Here is a 14,775-nt window from a genome sequence, read left to right as displayed (position 1 = left end):
ATGGAACATAAAATATACTCCTTTTAGTAGCATGTTTATTTTAATGCAGCAAATGCTTCTGCCACACGATCAATATTATGGTGATTTAAACCCGCCACACACATCCTTCCACTGCCCACCAAATAAACAGCAAAATGATCTTTTAATTGTGTGACTTGTTCTTTTGTAAAGCCGGTATAGCTAAACATGCCTCGCTGTTTAACTAAATAATCAAAATTACGATTGGGTATAGCAGTTTTCAGTAGGTCGACAAGCATTGTTCGCATTGTTACGATACGGCTTCTCATCGCATCCACCTCTTTAACCCATTGTTCTTTAAGGGTTGGGTTATTTAGTATATAACTAACTAGCTGTGCACCATAAGCCGATGGGCTAGAATAATTGCGACGAACGGTTGCTTGCAGTTGCCCTAATACGCGGTTGGCGACGTTATTGTTATCACATAAAACCGATAAACCGCCAACACGTTCACCATAAAGTGAAAATGTTTTTGAAAACGAGTTACTAATAAAGCCACATAATCCTGCATCTGCCGCCTTTCGAATGGCATAAGCGTCATCGTCAATACTTTCACCAAAACCTTGATAAGCAATATCCATAAAAGGAATTAGATCCCGTTCCTTTAATACTTCAATCACTTTATCCCATTGAGCATGAGTTAAATCAGCACCAGTTGGGTTATGACAACAAGGATGAAGTAATACGATGCTTTTAGCTGGCAATTGATTTAATGTTTCAAGCATTGCATCAAATTTTACGCCACATGTTTGTTCATCAAAATAAGGATACTGGTTGACCTTAAAACCCGCACCACTAAAGATAGCGATATGATTATCCCAAGTTGGATCACTTACCCATACTTGAGCGTGTGGAAAATAGCGAAATAAAAAATCAGCACCCACTTTAAGTGCACCCGATCCGCCTAGTGTCTGTATTGTTGCGATACGTTTGTCTTTATAAGCAGCGTGTTGTTCGCCAAATAATAAAGAGCCAATAGCTTGGCAATAGGATGGTAACCCACTCATAGGCAAATAAAGCTGTGCCTCTTGATTGTAATGATAAATATAATCGCGAGCCATTTTTACACATTCTAATTGAGGAACTATACTGTTTTCATCATAATAATAACCAATACTTAAATTAGTCTTATTATCTCGATTATCATTAATAAATTCAGCGACTAACGATAAAATCGGGTCGCCTGCATACGGCTCTACTTTTTCAAACATATTCACAATCCAGTTAAGACAAAAATAACAATAAATAATTGTAGATTATTGCACCAACTTTATTGGCAATCAATCATTAAATAGCAGTTTAACAACAAATAATTACTTTGATTTTTGGTTAAAAATCATGCTTTTTAGAAAAAATAAAATGTAGGAAAACACCGTTTTTTACACAGAATGATTAAAATAATTCTCTAAAAACTCATAAGACATTAGTTTTGTTTTTATATGTATTTATTATTGTCCATAGTTAAATCAATCAAAGTAACATGTTAATTTAAAAACTTTTTATTGATATTCTTTTTTAGCTACTGTAGCATTAATTACATACAAAGAGTAAGGATAAACATAGTTGATCTGATATCAATAGGGATATAAGTACTAAAAAATCAACTTAATTATAATCAGATAACATTATGTAATTATAAAATAAGGATGATTATGAGAAATAAAAGTGTAGCTTATTTGTTATGGTTCTTCTTGGGTTTTTGGGGTGTCCATCGAATGTACTGTGGTAAATGGATTACAGGAATCATTTGGTTTTTTACTGCTGGTTTATTTGGTTTTGGATGGTTTTTAGACCTTTTTCTAACTAGTGGCATGGTTGACTATGTAAACTGTATCCACATAAATAAATATGGTCAGCCACCAAATAATATTTCAATTCAAGTTAACAACGTTTGTCATTCTGAACCATCAAATCGTGCTATAAATGAAAAGGATAGGTAATATGTAAGAAAATGAGAATATCTAGTTTTTCGCTTTACAAATAAAATAATTCTTTAAAGCTTCATGAGGTGATTTTATCCAAAATCGCTTGAGTTTTTAATTCTATTCAGTAGAATAAATTTTAGAATTATTCAAAATTACACAACATTTTTTTACCATTAAAATGTGTTTTAAGTGGGTGAAAAAATTTTAACGACCGCATTATCCCAACATATTCCTCTTAAATTCATACTTTTCCTTAGTCTAGATTGTAACAATAAGTGACAATTATTTTCTCTTTACGATATAAGTGCCCTATCTATTGTCTGTGATAAGGCATTAGTTTTGTTTTTTATGTTGCATATTCATTACAGTAGTTTCTCAACTTCCTGTAAAAAAAGCGATTAATTGCTACAAATCACTTCTATTTCGACTTTAGCATCTTTAGGAATTCGAGCAACTTGTACACAAGAACGAGCAGGAAAAGTCGCATTATTTTCAATAAAAAAGGCTTCGTATACCGCATTTACCACAGCAAAATCATTCATATCGGCTAAAAAAATAGTCGTTTTGACAATATTATTCACTTGATAACCAGCAGCGGTAACAATCGCTTTAACATTTGCTAAACTTTGTTTTGCTTGCTCTTTCACACAACTTGGCATTTCACCAGTGCTTGGGTCTAATGGAATTTGTCCTGATGCAAATAACATATTACCTAAATCAACAGCCTGAACATAAGGCCCTATAGCGGCTGGCGCTTTATCTGTACTAATTATTTTTGCCATATTCGATTTTCTCCTTTTTAATCTATTGTGTTATTTAGTTACCAATATGGTGAATATATTTGGTTTTTCTTTTTTTGTTTTACGTTCTCATTTCATCAGGAACACAATTTAGTGTCAAGCTAACGCAAAATTATGATCGTGGGACTTATTGAAATTTTCTGATATCATAAACATAATTTTTTTATTCATTGAGAGTTAATATGTTCGAGAATTTAACCGACCGTTTATCACAAACATTTCGTAATATCAGTGGTCGTGGGCGACTATCTGAAGATAATATCAAAGACGCATTGCGCGATGTACGTATGGCCTTACTCGAAGCTGATGTTGCTTTGCCTGTCGTTCGTGAATTTATTAATCAAGTTAAAGAAAAGTCTGTTGGATTAGATGTTAGTAAAAGCTTAACACCAGGACAAGAGTTTATCAAAATTGTTCAAGCGGAACTTACAGCAGCAATGGGTGAAGTTAACAGTTCGCTTAATCTTGCTACTCAACCTCCAGCTGTTATGTTAATGGCAGGCTTACAAGGTGCAGGTAAAACAACCAGTGTTGCTAAGTTAGCCAAATTTTTAAAAGAAAAGCAAAAAAAGAAAGTGTTAGTTGTTTCTGCCGATGTTTACCGCCCTGCAGCAATTAAACAACTTGAAACCTTAGCTAAAGCGATTGATGTTGAGTTTTTTCCATCTGATATTAATGAAAAACCTATTGATATCGTTAATAAAGCCATTTCACATGCAAGATTGCAGTTCTTTGATGTGCTTATTGTCGATACCGCGGGTCGTTTGCATGTTGATAGTGACATGATGAATGAGATCAAAGCGCTTCATCAAGCCATTAATCCAATAGAAACATTATTTGTGGTTGATGCGATGACAGGACAAGATGCCGCCAATACAGCTAAAGCGTTTAACGATGCATTGCCTCTTACTGGTGTAATTTTAACTAAAGTTGATGGCGATGCTCGTGGTGGGGCAGCATTATCTATTCGTCATATTACGGGCAAACCAATTAAATTCTTAGGAATGGGAGAAAAAACTGATGCGTTAGAGCCATTTTTCCCAGATCGTATTGCCTCACGCATTTTAGGCATGGGTGATGTACTTTCGTTGATTGAGGATCTACAACATAATGTCGATCGAGAGAAAGCCGAGAAAATTGCCAAAAAACTAAAAAAAGGCGATAAGTTCGATTTTAATGACTTTCAAGACCAACTCAAGCAGATGCGTAATATGGGCGGAATGGGTGCTTTGCTAGCTAAATTACCCGGTGTTGGTCAACTTCCTGATCATATCAAAGCTCAGATGGATGATAAAATTACCATCAAAATGGAAGCTATTATTGGTTCAATGACATTAAAAGAACGTGCTAACCCTGAAATAATTAAAGGATCACGTAAACGCCGTATTGCTAACGGTTCTGGCACACAAGTGCAAGATGTTAATAAGCTATTAAAACAGTTTGAAGATATGCAAAAAATGATGAAAAAAATGAAAGGCGGTGGCATGATGAAAATGATGCGCCAAATGAAAGGATTAATGGGTGGAGGTATGGGATTCCCTCCTCGTTAAGGCGTCACAAATTCAAATTTTCAACAGCGATAACTATCATAATCTTTATTTCAAATTTCCCCAAAATATCGCACTGATAAACAGTGCGATATTGTTTTTAGTCGCTTAATTTTGTTACTTTATTTCACTATTTGATTTAATCGGTTTAATCTTTACTGGATGGTTCATAGTAAGTACTGTGCCTATGGACGAAATAATAATAAAGACAATGGCTAACCATTGATTACAAGTTAGCTGTTCGCGCAAAACCACCAATCCAGAAAGCGCGGCAAAGACAGGAGACAAGCTCATTAATGTGCTAAATGTTTGCGCCGGTAATTTTGGTAGTGCAATCATATCTAAGCCATAAGGGATTGCCGATGCTAATAATGAAACGACAAAAATAAGCGGAAGCAGTTCCAACGAAAACATTGTGCTACCACTTTGCCAAATTCCAATAGGGAATAAAAAGCACGCAGCAATAACTGACCCAACTGCTACGCTTGATGTTCCATAAATAGTGCTGGCTTTGCGTCCAAATAAAATGTAACACGCCCAACCACTTCCCGCTAATAACGCAAATAAAATGCCTATAGGATCTAAATTATCTGTAACTTGATAAAGAGGCAAAAGCATAGACAGCCCAATAATAGCAATACCTAGCCAAATAAAATCAAGTAGTTTTCTTGATGAGCACATTGCCACCATAATAGGTCCTGTAAGTTCAATAGCGACAGCAACCCCCAATGGTACTCTAGCAATTGCGTTATAAAACGCTAAATTCATGCCACCAATTGAAATTCCGTACAAACAAACATATTTCAATGCTTGTTTTGTCATTGTTTTACGCCATGGTTTGAGTATAAAAATCAACAGAATGGACGAAAAAAACAATCGCCAAGCCGTCATGCCCTCAGGCCCTAATACAGGAAACAGATATTTAGCTATTGATGCACTGCCTTGAACCGAAATCATCGAAATAAAGATTAATAAAATAGGCAAAGCTCTTTTAAACATGAATAATTACCTTAATTGAAGTTATTGTATATGAAACTAATGGCAAGAAGTTTTCAGGAAACTATATGATTAGATATAACGCCATGAATTTAGCTATAAAAATAGCTGTTCAACTGAATACTCATTTATTTGCGAATTGATTAATTAGTTTTCCCTTTTTACTGACAATAAGGCAAGATCTTGTAACGCTTTTTTATAAGGTGAATCAGGTAAGATGGCGATAGCATCAAATGCTTTTTGCGCTTCTTTTTGAGCTGTTTGCAATGTAAAATCTAGCGATCCACATTCATCCATGATTTTTAAAATACGTTCTAACAAGTTACGTCCATTACCTTGTTCTATTGCTTGGCGAATTAATTCGGCATCTTGAGCATTTTTTGTGTGATGCATGGCGTGTAAAAGTGGTAATGTTGGTTTGCCTTCGTTAAGATCGTCGCCTAAATTTTTACCCAGTTTTTGGTTACTATCGGCACTATAGTCAAGCAGATCATCAATAATTTGGAAGGCTGTTCCCAAGTATTTTCCATATTCTTGTAAAGCCAATTCTTGTGTTTCATTAGCGCCGGCTAACACCGCAGCCGAATGCGAAGTTGCTTCAAATAAACGGGCTGTTTTACGATAAATGACTTCTAAATATTGTTCTTTAGTAATGTTGGGATCGTTACAGTTAATAAGTTGTTGAACTTCACCTTCGGCAATTACATTAGTTGCTGCCGACATGATAGTCAAGACTTTAAAAGATTCTGTGCGTACCATCATTTGAAACGAACGTGTATAAATATAATCGCCAACGAGTACACTTGCCGCATTACCAAAAAGCGCATTTGCTGTTGATTTGCCACGACGCAAATCTGATTCATCAACAACATCATCATGCAATAAAGTAGCAGTATGGATAAATTCGATGAAAGCAGCAGTAATAATATGTTTATCACCTTGATAATTGAGTGCTTTGGCTATTAACAAAGCAATAACCGGACGAATGCGTTTTCCACCACTACTAATGATGTAATTGCCTAATTGATTAATTAAAGCCACATCAGAGTTGAGTTCTGCTTGTATAGCCTGATTGACTTTGATTAGATCTTCTTTAACAAGATCGAGTATTTGATTCATTGATGGAGTATTCATCAGTCTAACCACTACAAATAATAGATATTTGTTTTCTATTATCTGATAAATATCTTTATGCAACAAGGTGTCATCTATCATATTTTAAAAAACACTATAAATGATACTCATTTTCATTTAAAATACATATCTTAAGTTGAAAATGATAATTGTTATGAAGATTAACTTTAATATAGACATCGATCATACCAAGGCTCCACAAAGCCCTACTAAAAAAAAACCAAAACACACCTATCTATGCACATCGGCTTCCATCCTGTCGCATCTTGTGTTATTGGTAATGCTATTTAGTTCTGCGTTACTTGCCCAAAATATTGCGGTTGATGAGGGTGATAATTCCATCAAAGCCGTCATGGTTGATCTATCACTATTAGCAGCACCTGAACAATCCCTAGTAGAAGACACCCCAGACATACAAGGCGTAGAAAATAGTCCAATTATTGATAATCAAAAAATAGAAGAAGTTCCAACCGAGCCGGAAGTTGTAAAAGAAGAAACGCCAGAACCCATCATCGAAAAAGTTACTGATAAACCAACTATTGAGCCCGAAAAGAAAATTGAAATAAAAAAAGAACCAAAACCAAAGAAAAAGCGTCCACCAGTTCAAAAAGCTTCGCACAAACAAGTTAGGCAAGAAGTAAATAGCCCAAATATTGCCAAAACATCTGTTGCACCTAAGATTTCTGATAATCGTCAATATTCAGGAAACCCGTCGCCGATAAGGCGAAATCAACCTGAATATCCACGCCGAGCACTCGATATGCGCATAGAAGGTTATGTCGTAGCAAAGTTTGATGTGAACAGTGATGGACGAGTTGAAAATATTCGTATTATTGAGGCAATTCCCAATAATATATTTAATCGCTCAGTAATCAGCGTTATGAAAACTTGGAAATATCAACCCATTGCCACCAAAGACATGAAAATAAAAATTATCTTCAATCGTGATAAATCGATTCGTTTAGATAACAATTAATAATTGGATAATAAATAGTTAGGTATTAGCTTTTTGATAGTTAGCTAACTGGTAAGCCATAACCTTAAGCAAAGTGATTATGGCTTACCATTAATAATTTACTTATTTTTTCCCATTAACTTTTCAATTTCGTGCGGTTCTTTAGGAACATCACTGGTTAGAACTTCATTGCCTGATTCAGTGATTAAAATATTATCTTCAATCCGAATACCGATACCTTTATATTGCTCTGGCACATCAGCATCTTGATTAATATATAAGCCTGGTTCTACGGTTAAAACCATACCTGGCTCTAATATTCTAGCTCGATTGCTACCAACATCATGCACATCAATTCCTAACCAATGCCCTAAACCGTGCATATAAAATTCAATATATGCTTTATTGGCAATTAAAGTGTCGATATCACCTTGCATAATGCCTAATTTGACTAAGCCTTCAACCATTATTCTAACGACGTGATGATTCACGTCCATAATAGAAGTACCCGGTTTAAGTAATTTAATTGCTTGATATTGTGATGCTAAAACGATGTCATAAATTTCACGTTGAGCTTGGCTAAATTGACCATTAACAGGAAATGTTCGAGTAATATCCCCCGCATAGTATTGATATTCACAACCAGCATCGATCAAAACTAAATCACCCGCTTTTAACGGTTTATTATTATTTTCATAATGCAATATACAACCATTATTTCCACCGCCAACAATCGTGTTATAAGATGGAAAACGTGCCCCATGCCAAGCAAATTCGTGTAAAATTTCGGCTTCTAGCTGGTATTCAAACATCGCTGGTTGACATTTTTGCATAGCGCGAACATGAGCTTTAGCACTAATTTGACAAGCTTGCCGTAAAATAGTTACTTCAAAATCCGATTTAAACATACGCATTTCATGAACTAGCGGTCGCCAATCAATCATGCAACTGGGTGCGAAAAGATTCATTTTATTACCTTTTCGCAACGTCTCCATTGCGTTATCAACAATGTTATCAGCATATTCATATTGCTGATCAGCATGATAAATTGCTGTTTTACCATTCAATAAATCAGGTAATACGGTAGCAATTTCATCAAATGCATAAGCTTCATCAACAAAAATAGCATCTAACGCTGCTTGTTGTCCTAATCGATAACCTGTCCAAGTTTCAGCTAGTCGATCTCTTTTACGATTAAATAACACATATCTAGTAGAATTATCATTTTGTTTAACAATAATAAAAACTGCTTCTGGCTCAGAAAAAAGCGTAAAATACCAAAAATCACTATTTTGCCGATATCGGTAATTGGTGTCATTACTGCGTGTCATTTCAGGGGCAGCAAAAAAAAGTGCAACACTATTTGTAGTCATCTGGGATGATAGTTTTTCTCTTCGTGACAATAGTTCTGTTTTGATATTACTGTTTATCATAGTCATAGCCTTACTTAATGGGATGTAATTATTCATATTAATGAATGGTCGGAGCTATATCAGGCTCGTTAAACTCATCAAAACAGAGCATAGCTGTTATACGAACATACTCTTTAATTTCTTCAAATGCAAAACCAAGCTCTTTTTGATCTTCACTTTCATCATAACCCAATTTAACAATTTGGCGTAAATCATAAATCGCTTCGCCGACATCGCCTTTCAGACGGTTAATTTTAGGTTGTACAAGGCCAATACCAAGTAAAAAATGATTCACCCAACCAACCAAATCATCAATTTGCGTAAACAAATCATGATGACTAAGTAATAGCTCAAATTCAAAATCATCATTAGAAAATTGTTGCTTAGTTAACAGATAAAGCCTTTTTATTTGCTCAGCTAATGGTTCAACAATCGCTTGACCATTATTTAACATATCGCTAACTAAAGGATGCCAACTTTCATCATGATTACCACCTGCTAAAATTCCAGAAAGAAAACCATGCAACTCAGCAGCAGTAATACCAATTTTATTTTGGATTAATTGACGATTAAATTCGTCGTAATTAATAGCATCAGACATAAGCTCCACCCTAATCTTGTCATATCACTAAAAATGCACTCTGCACTTTCTTTGATTATTAGTATATAATCCGTATTCAATTATAAATAATAAACAGGTTACTGTGCTTTATAAAGGAATTATTTTGAACATTGTTAGATTAATTGCAAAATTATCTCTGCAACGATTAAGTCTATTATGTTTCTCAGGATTAGCATTGTCGTTAGCATCCTGTAGCTCATTTTTACCTAATAAAGGTGTCATTATCCTTGATGTACAGGATAAAATACAGACCAATGTAACCAGTCAAGATTTGCCTAAATCATATAAAATAGGTAATGGCGAACAAGAACTACAACGATTTGAAGCTTTTTGTAAAAAAGAAATTCGCGCCTCACAACTTGATGGCAGTGAAGAAATCGTGTTTGAAAATATAAAACATGGAATCCATGGGCAGGTAGAATTTAAAAAATGTAGTGATAAAATCACTCGCATCTACCGATACTGAAAAACATAGTTATCATAATAAATGTTAACTAATACAATTGACTTAATATAAACAATGAAATCTTACTAGCCTTTCAGGCAGTTTTTATTTATATTGGTCATTAATATGAGAATATTTTTGGGAGTAAAAAAATGTATACACAAGATGTCACTATTACTGCATCTAACGGGCTTCATACACGTCCTGCGGCGCAATTCGTTAAAGAAGCAAAAAACTTTAATGCAGAAATCACTGTCACATCTAACGGCAAAAGTGCAAGCGCTAAAAGTTTATTTAAATTGCAGACTTTAGGCTTGACACAAGGAACAACCATTAGCATTTCTGCCGAAGGTGAAGACGAAAAAGAAGCAGTAAAACATCTAGTAAAATTAATTCCAGAATTAGAATAATCACTCCCAATGAGATATGAACGGTTTTAAAATTGAATAAGGACTAAATGTTATGGTATCAGGTATACTTGTTTCCCCCGGTATCGCTTTTGCTAAAGCGTTATTACTAAAAGAAGAACCAATTGTTATTAATAATAGACAAATTCTTGATAACAAAATTGACGCTGAAATAGAACGCTTTAAAGAGGCTCGCCAAAAATCAAGCGAACAGCTAAACGTAATTATGGAGCGAGCAAAGTTAACACTAGGGGAAGATAAAGCCGCTATTTTTGAAGGGCATATCATGCTTCTTGAAGATGAAGATCTTGAACAAGAAGTGATTTCTCGTATTCAAAGCAAGCATTCAAGCGCAGACGCTGCGGTGCAATCAGTATTTGAGGCACAAGCTAAAGAGCTTGAAAATCTAGATGATGAATATTTAAAAGAACGCGCTGCCGATATTCGTGACATTGGCAAACGATTACTTAAAAATGTTTTAGGTATCGAAATTGTTGATCTTAGTGCAATCAATCAACCATGTATCCTAGTTGCCACTGACTTAACACCGTCAGAAACAGCTCAATTAAACTTAGAAATGGTATTAGGCTTTATTACTGATGCCGGTGGACGCACTTCCCATACATCAATCATGGCGCGTTCTTTAGAAATCCCTGCTATTGTCGGCACATCTAATGCCACTCAAGCGATCAAACATGGTGATTTTATTATTTTAGATGCAATAAATAATGCCATTTATATTAATCCAGATCACAATACTCAAGAAAAACTAAAACAAGTTCAGACAAAATACACAGCCGATAAAGAAGAACTGGCAAAATTAAAGGATTTACCTGCAGTCACACTTGATGGCCATCAAGTAGAAATTTGTGGCAACATTGGCACTGTACGTGACATCGCTGGGGCTGAACGTAATGGTTACGAAGGTGTTGGGCTTTATCGTACTGAATTTTTGTTCATGGATCGTGAAGCATATCCTGATGAAGAAGAACAATTCAAAGCCTACAAAGAAGTGGCTGAAGCAACAAATGGCTTATCAATTATTGTTCGAACCATGGATATTGGTGGTGACAAAGATGTACCTTATATGCATCTACCAAAAGAAGAAAACCCATTCCTGGGCTGGCGAGCTATCCGTATTTGCTTAGATCGCAAAGAAATACTACACACACAACTACGTGCAGTATTGCGTGCATCGGCATTTGGTAAACTTCGTATCATGTTCCCAATGATCATTTCGGTTGAAGAAATTCGTACATTAAAGTCAGAAATCAATATTCTTAAAGAACAATTAAGTGCTGAAGGTAAAGCATTTGATAAAAACATTGAAATCGGCGTTATGATCGAGACACCAGCAGCAGCTGTGATTGCACATCATTTAGCCAAAGAAGTAGATTTCTTTAGTATTGGTACCAACGACTTAACACAATATACTTTAGCTGTTGACCGTGGTAATGAACTAATTTCTCACCTTTATAATCCGTTTTCACCTTCTGTGTTGACATTGATTAAAAAAGTTATTGATGCTTCTCATAAGGAAGGAAAATGGACAGGAATGTGCGGTGAACTTGCTGGCGATGAAAGAGCTACCATCTTATTACTAGGTATGGGACTTGATGAATTCAGTATGAGTGCAGTATCTATTCCAAAAATTAAAAAATTAATTCGTAATACTAATTATGCAGAAGCGAAAAAATTTGCAGATACCGTACTTGAAAAAGCGACATCTAAAGAAATCATCGAGTTAATTGAAAATTATACTGCTGAAAAGCAAGTTTGTTAGGAGACAATAATGGGTCTATTCGATAAAATTAAGCAATTTGTATCTGATGATAATAAAAATAGCATCGAGATTATTGCCCCTTTAAGTGGTGAAATTGTCAAAATCGAAGATGTGCCAGATGTGGTTTTTGCTGAAAAAATCGTTGGTGATGGTGTTGCCATCAAACCATCTGGTAACAAAATCGTTGCACCATTAAGCGGCAAAATTGGCAAAATTTTCGAAACCAACCACGCTTTTGCTATTGAATCAGACGAAGGTATCGAACTTTTTGTTCACTTTGGTATTGATACCGTAGAACTAAAAGGCGAAGGATTTACTCGAATTGCAGAAGAGGGTCAACAAGTAAAAGTAGGCGACACAATTATTGAAATCGACTTACCACTACTTGAAAGCAAAGCAAAATCAGTGTTAACGCCAGTAGTTATTTCTAATATGGAAACAGTGACTGAGTTAACTAAATTATCAGGTACTATCGAAGCGGGTAAAACGCCAATAATGCGAATTAAAAAGTAACGCCATATATCTATAAAAAAACCTTCAGCCAAAGCTGAAGGTTTTATTTTATCCTCTACTCTAATAGTCGATTGACTAAAATAATCTAACGCCACTTTTTATATTGGTTGATCAAACTATTGGTCGAATCGTCATGAGAACTTACTGGCTTATCATCAGTCAATTCAGGTAAAATTCGTCCAGCTAATTGCTTACCAAGCTCTACACCCCATTGATCAAAACTAAAGATATTTAAAATAACGCCCTGAGTAAAAATTTTATGCTCATACATTGCAACCAATGCACCAAGTGTATAAGGAGTGATCTTCTTCACTAATATCGAATTAGTCGGCTTATTACCATCAAAGACTTTAAATGGAACAATAGATTTAACCTCATCAAGTGTCTTACCAGCGTCAATAAACTCTTGCTCGACTTGCGCTTTTGTTTTACCAAATGCTAAAGCCTCGGTTTGAGCAAAAAAGTTAGAAAGTAACTTAGGATGATGATCGCTAACTGGATTATGACTAATCGCCGGAGCAATAAAATCGCAAGGAATGAGCTTAGTCCCTTGATGGATTAACTGATAAAACGCATGTTGACCATTTGTACCCGGTTCACCCCAAATAATTGGACCTGTAGTATACGGCGTTTTATATCCATTACGATCCACGCTCTTACCATTCGACTCCATATTTCCTTGTTGGAAATAAGCAGCAAAACGGTGCATATACTGATCATAAGGTAAAATCGCCTCGGTTTCAGCACCGCAAAAATTATTATACCAAATACCTATTAACGCAAGTAAAGTTGGGATATTTTTATCGATTGGCGCATTTTGGAAGTGTTTATCCATCGCATGACCACCAGCTAAAAATTGCTTAAAGTTATCAAAACCAATAGATAATACAATTGATAATCCTATCGCAGACCATGACGAATAACGACCACCAACCCAATCCCAAAACTCAAACATATTGGTAGTATCAATACCAAATTTTTCAACCTCTTTAGCATTAGTTGATAATGCAACAAAGTGTAACGCAACCGCTTTATCATCCTTAGCCGCATCAAGTAGCCATGCACGTGCTGTCTGTGCATTAGTCATGGTTTCTTGTGTAGTAAAGGTTTTAGAAGCCACCAAAAATAACGTTGTTTCAGGATTTAAACCTTTCAGTGCTTCAACAATATGTGTACCATCTACATTTGATACGAAATGCATGTTCAAGTGATTTTTGTAAGGTCGTAGCGCTTCGGTAATCATTACTGGTCCTAGATCTGAACCACCAATACCAATATTCACCACATCAGTAATCGCCTTACCAGTATAGCCCTTCCACTCACCTTCGATCACCTTTTTACTGAATGATTCCATCTTAGCTAAAACAGCATTAATATCATCCATCACATTTTTACCGTCAACATAAATTGGTGTATTTGATACGTTACGTAACGCTACATGCAGTACTGCCCGGTCTTCAGTGCGGTTTATCTTTTCACCACTATACATGGCCTGTGTTGCGCCAGCCAGATCACATTCGTCAGCAAGTTTATAAAGTAATGCTAGTGTCTCTTGCGTAATACGATTTTTAGACAAATCAACCAAAAATTCATCTTCAAAAGGAATGCTGAGCTTTTCAACGCGTTGTGGTTCTTCTTTTAAGATCTGAGCAATGGTTTTAGTATGATGCTTTTCATAGCTAGCTTGGAGCGATTTCCAAGACTCAGTAGTAGTTGGATCAATTGACTTTAACATAGTTTATTCCTTAATAATATGGGATTGTAGCCATGATATAACTATGCCTGACATGATGCAAGATAAGGATCCAGTCGATTAAAATGGAGTAATTTTTATAAAAAACAACAAAATAAAAAAATCAAATAAAATCAATAGCTTTCCTGACAGTCTTTATTAGATTAAGTTTTTCTTCATCTATACTTAGGACTACCAGTGAAAAATAACGAATGAACATGTCCTTTTAGTTAGGCTCTATCTATCTCATTTAGGTTACGGAGGGAAAAGTTAGTATCTCTTGTGTGGTTAAATAAAATGATATCATTAACAGAATTATTCAATATCAAATAAGGGTAAATTAAAATAAACCAATAAATTATAATTCTAAATTACTATTAGTGTACTGCTTTAGTATTTTCCTAAATAAAAATCCCAAAAGCAAAAAAGCCCAGCATTACTGCTGGGCTCATCTATTTAAAAGTCTGGCGGCACCCTACTCTCACA

General features: G+C 35.3%; 14 protein-coding genes. 7 read left to right on the top strand and 7 right to left on the bottom strand.

Features of this window, described 5'->3' with window-relative positions; all coding sequences use genetic code 11:
- Positions 1 to 35: 35 nt before the first annotated feature.
- Positions 36 to 1,229 (bottom strand): amino acid aminotransferase, encoded by a 1,194-nt coding sequence (locus GQ594_RS06155; protein ID WP_160411867.1) that lies wholly within the window; start codon positions 1,227 to 1,229, stop codon positions 36 to 38.
- Between the two features lie 441 nt (positions 1,230 to 1,670).
- Here GQ594_RS06155 and GQ594_RS06150 point away from each other — a divergent pair, with 441 nt between their 5' ends.
- On the top strand, positions 1,671 to 1,958 hold the full coding sequence (locus GQ594_RS06150) for an NINE protein (RefSeq protein WP_160411868.1): 288 nt from the start codon (positions 1,671 to 1,673) through the stop codon (positions 1,956 to 1,958).
- Between the two features lie 383 nt (positions 1,959 to 2,341).
- On the opposite strand, the gene GQ594_RS06145 is transcribed toward GQ594_RS06150, so the two are convergent.
- Complete coding sequence (locus GQ594_RS06145) at positions 2,342 to 2,725, bottom strand: RidA family protein (RefSeq protein WP_160411869.1); 384 nt, start codon at positions 2,723 to 2,725, stop codon at positions 2,342 to 2,344.
- A gap of 200 nt (positions 2,726 to 2,925) precedes the next feature.
- Here GQ594_RS06145 and ffh point away from each other — a divergent pair, with 200 nt between their 5' ends.
- On the top strand, positions 2,926 to 4,293 hold the full coding sequence (gene ffh / locus GQ594_RS06140) for a signal recognition particle protein (protein ID WP_160411870.1): 1,368 nt from the start codon (positions 2,926 to 2,928) through the stop codon (positions 4,291 to 4,293).
- A 114-nt stretch (positions 4,294 to 4,407) separates the two neighbouring features.
- Here ffh and GQ594_RS06135 read toward each other — a convergent pair whose 3' ends face one another.
- Both GQ594_RS06135 and ispB read right to left on the bottom strand, forming a co-directional pair.
- Positions 4,408 to 5,289, bottom strand: a complete 882-nt coding sequence (locus GQ594_RS06135; RefSeq protein WP_160411871.1) for an EamA family transporter — start codon at positions 5,287 to 5,289, stop codon at positions 4,408 to 4,410.
- 144 nt (positions 5,290 to 5,433) lie between these two features.
- Entirely contained in the window at positions 5,434 to 6,420 is a 987-nt protein-coding gene (ispB, locus tag GQ594_RS06130; protein ID WP_160411872.1) for an octaprenyl diphosphate synthase, read from the bottom strand.
- Between the two features lie 154 nt (positions 6,421 to 6,574).
- Here ispB and GQ594_RS06125 point away from each other — a divergent pair, with 154 nt between their 5' ends.
- Positions 6,575 to 7,396: a TonB family protein gene (locus GQ594_RS06125; protein WP_160411873.1), complete on the top strand. Its 822-nt coding sequence runs from the start codon at positions 6,575 to 6,577 to the stop codon at positions 7,394 to 7,396.
- A 98-nt stretch (positions 7,397 to 7,494) separates the two neighbouring features.
- On the opposite strand, the gene pepP is transcribed toward GQ594_RS06125, so the two are convergent.
- Entirely contained in the window at positions 7,495 to 8,805 is a 1,311-nt protein-coding gene (gene pepP / locus GQ594_RS06120) for a Xaa-Pro aminopeptidase (protein WP_442903531.1), read from the bottom strand.
- A gap of 40 nt (positions 8,806 to 8,845) precedes the next feature.
- Positions 8,846 to 9,388, bottom strand: a complete 543-nt coding sequence (locus tag GQ594_RS06115; RefSeq protein WP_160401610.1) for a UPF0149 family protein — start codon at positions 9,386 to 9,388, stop codon at positions 8,846 to 8,848.
- 124 nt (positions 9,389 to 9,512) lie between these two features.
- On the opposite strand from GQ594_RS06115, the gene GQ594_RS06110 reads away from it, so the two are divergent.
- The 4 genes from GQ594_RS06110 to crr all read left to right on the top strand — a co-directional run bounded on the left by GQ594_RS06110 (position 9,513) and on the right by crr (position 12,557).
- Positions 9,513 to 9,875: a hypothetical protein gene (locus GQ594_RS06110; protein WP_160401608.1), complete on the top strand. Its 363-nt coding sequence runs from the start codon at positions 9,513 to 9,515 to the stop codon at positions 9,873 to 9,875.
- 131 nt (positions 9,876 to 10,006) lie between these two features.
- Entirely contained in the window at positions 10,007 to 10,264 is a 258-nt protein-coding gene (ptsH, locus tag GQ594_RS06105) for a phosphocarrier protein Hpr (protein WP_160401606.1), read from the top strand.
- A 52-nt stretch (positions 10,265 to 10,316) separates the two neighbouring features.
- Complete coding sequence (gene ptsI / locus GQ594_RS06100; RefSeq protein WP_160411875.1) at positions 10,317 to 12,044, top strand: phosphoenolpyruvate-protein phosphotransferase PtsI; 1,728 nt, start codon at positions 10,317 to 10,319, stop codon at positions 12,042 to 12,044.
- 9 nt (positions 12,045 to 12,053) lie between these two features.
- A complete protein-coding gene (crr, locus tag GQ594_RS06095; RefSeq protein WP_160401602.1) occupies positions 12,054 to 12,557 on the top strand; it encodes a PTS glucose transporter subunit IIA in 504 nt (167 codons plus the stop codon).
- An 85-nt stretch (positions 12,558 to 12,642) separates the two neighbouring features.
- Here crr and pgi read toward each other — a convergent pair whose 3' ends face one another.
- Positions 12,643 to 14,292 carry a glucose-6-phosphate isomerase gene (gene pgi / locus GQ594_RS06090; RefSeq protein WP_160411876.1) on the bottom strand — a complete coding sequence of 550 codons (1,650 nt, stop codon included), beginning with the start codon at positions 14,290 to 14,292 and terminating at the stop codon, positions 12,643 to 12,645.
- Positions 14,293 to 14,775 lie beyond the last annotated feature (483 nt).

Source organism: Gilliamella sp. Pra-s52, from assembly GCF_009795805.1.
In the GTDB taxonomy this organism is placed as follows: domain Bacteria; phylum Pseudomonadota; class Gammaproteobacteria; order Enterobacterales; family Orbaceae; genus Gilliamella.
This window is presented reverse-complemented; position numbering and strand designations above follow the sequence as displayed.

Coding starts and splice junctions, on each gene's coding strand:
- GQ594_RS06155 (WP_160411867.1), bottom strand. CDS start 1,229: ATGTTTGAAAAAGTAGAGCCGTATGCAGGCGACCCGATTTTATCGTTA.
- GQ594_RS06150 (WP_160411868.1), top strand. CDS start 1,671: ATGAGAAATAAAAGTGTAGCTTATTTGTTATGGTTCTTCTTGGGTTTT.
- GQ594_RS06145 (WP_160411869.1), bottom strand. CDS start 2,725: ATGGCAAAAATAATTAGTACAGATAAAGCGCCAGCCGCTATAGGGCCT.
- ffh (WP_160411870.1), top strand. CDS start 2,926: ATGTTCGAGAATTTAACCGACCGTTTATCACAAACATTTCGTAATATC.
- GQ594_RS06135 (WP_160411871.1), bottom strand. CDS start 5,289: ATGTTTAAAAGAGCTTTGCCTATTTTATTAATCTTTATTTCGATGATT.
- ispB (WP_160411872.1), bottom strand. CDS start 6,420: ATGAATACTCCATCAATGAATCAAATACTCGATCTTGTTAAAGAAGAT.
- GQ594_RS06125 (WP_160411873.1), top strand. CDS start 6,575: ATGAAGATTAACTTTAATATAGACATCGATCATACCAAGGCTCCACAA.
- GQ594_RS06115 (WP_160401610.1), bottom strand. CDS start 9,388: ATGTCTGATGCTATTAATTACGACGAATTTAATCGTCAATTAATCCAA.
- ptsH (WP_160401606.1), top strand. CDS start 10,007: ATGTATACACAAGATGTCACTATTACTGCATCTAACGGGCTTCATACA.
- ptsI (WP_160411875.1), top strand. CDS start 10,317: ATGGTATCAGGTATACTTGTTTCCCCCGGTATCGCTTTTGCTAAAGCG.
- crr (WP_160401602.1), top strand. CDS start 12,054: ATGGGTCTATTCGATAAAATTAAGCAATTTGTATCTGATGATAATAAA.
- pgi (WP_160411876.1), bottom strand. CDS start 14,292: ATGTTAAAGTCAATTGATCCAACTACTACTGAGTCTTGGAAATCGCTC.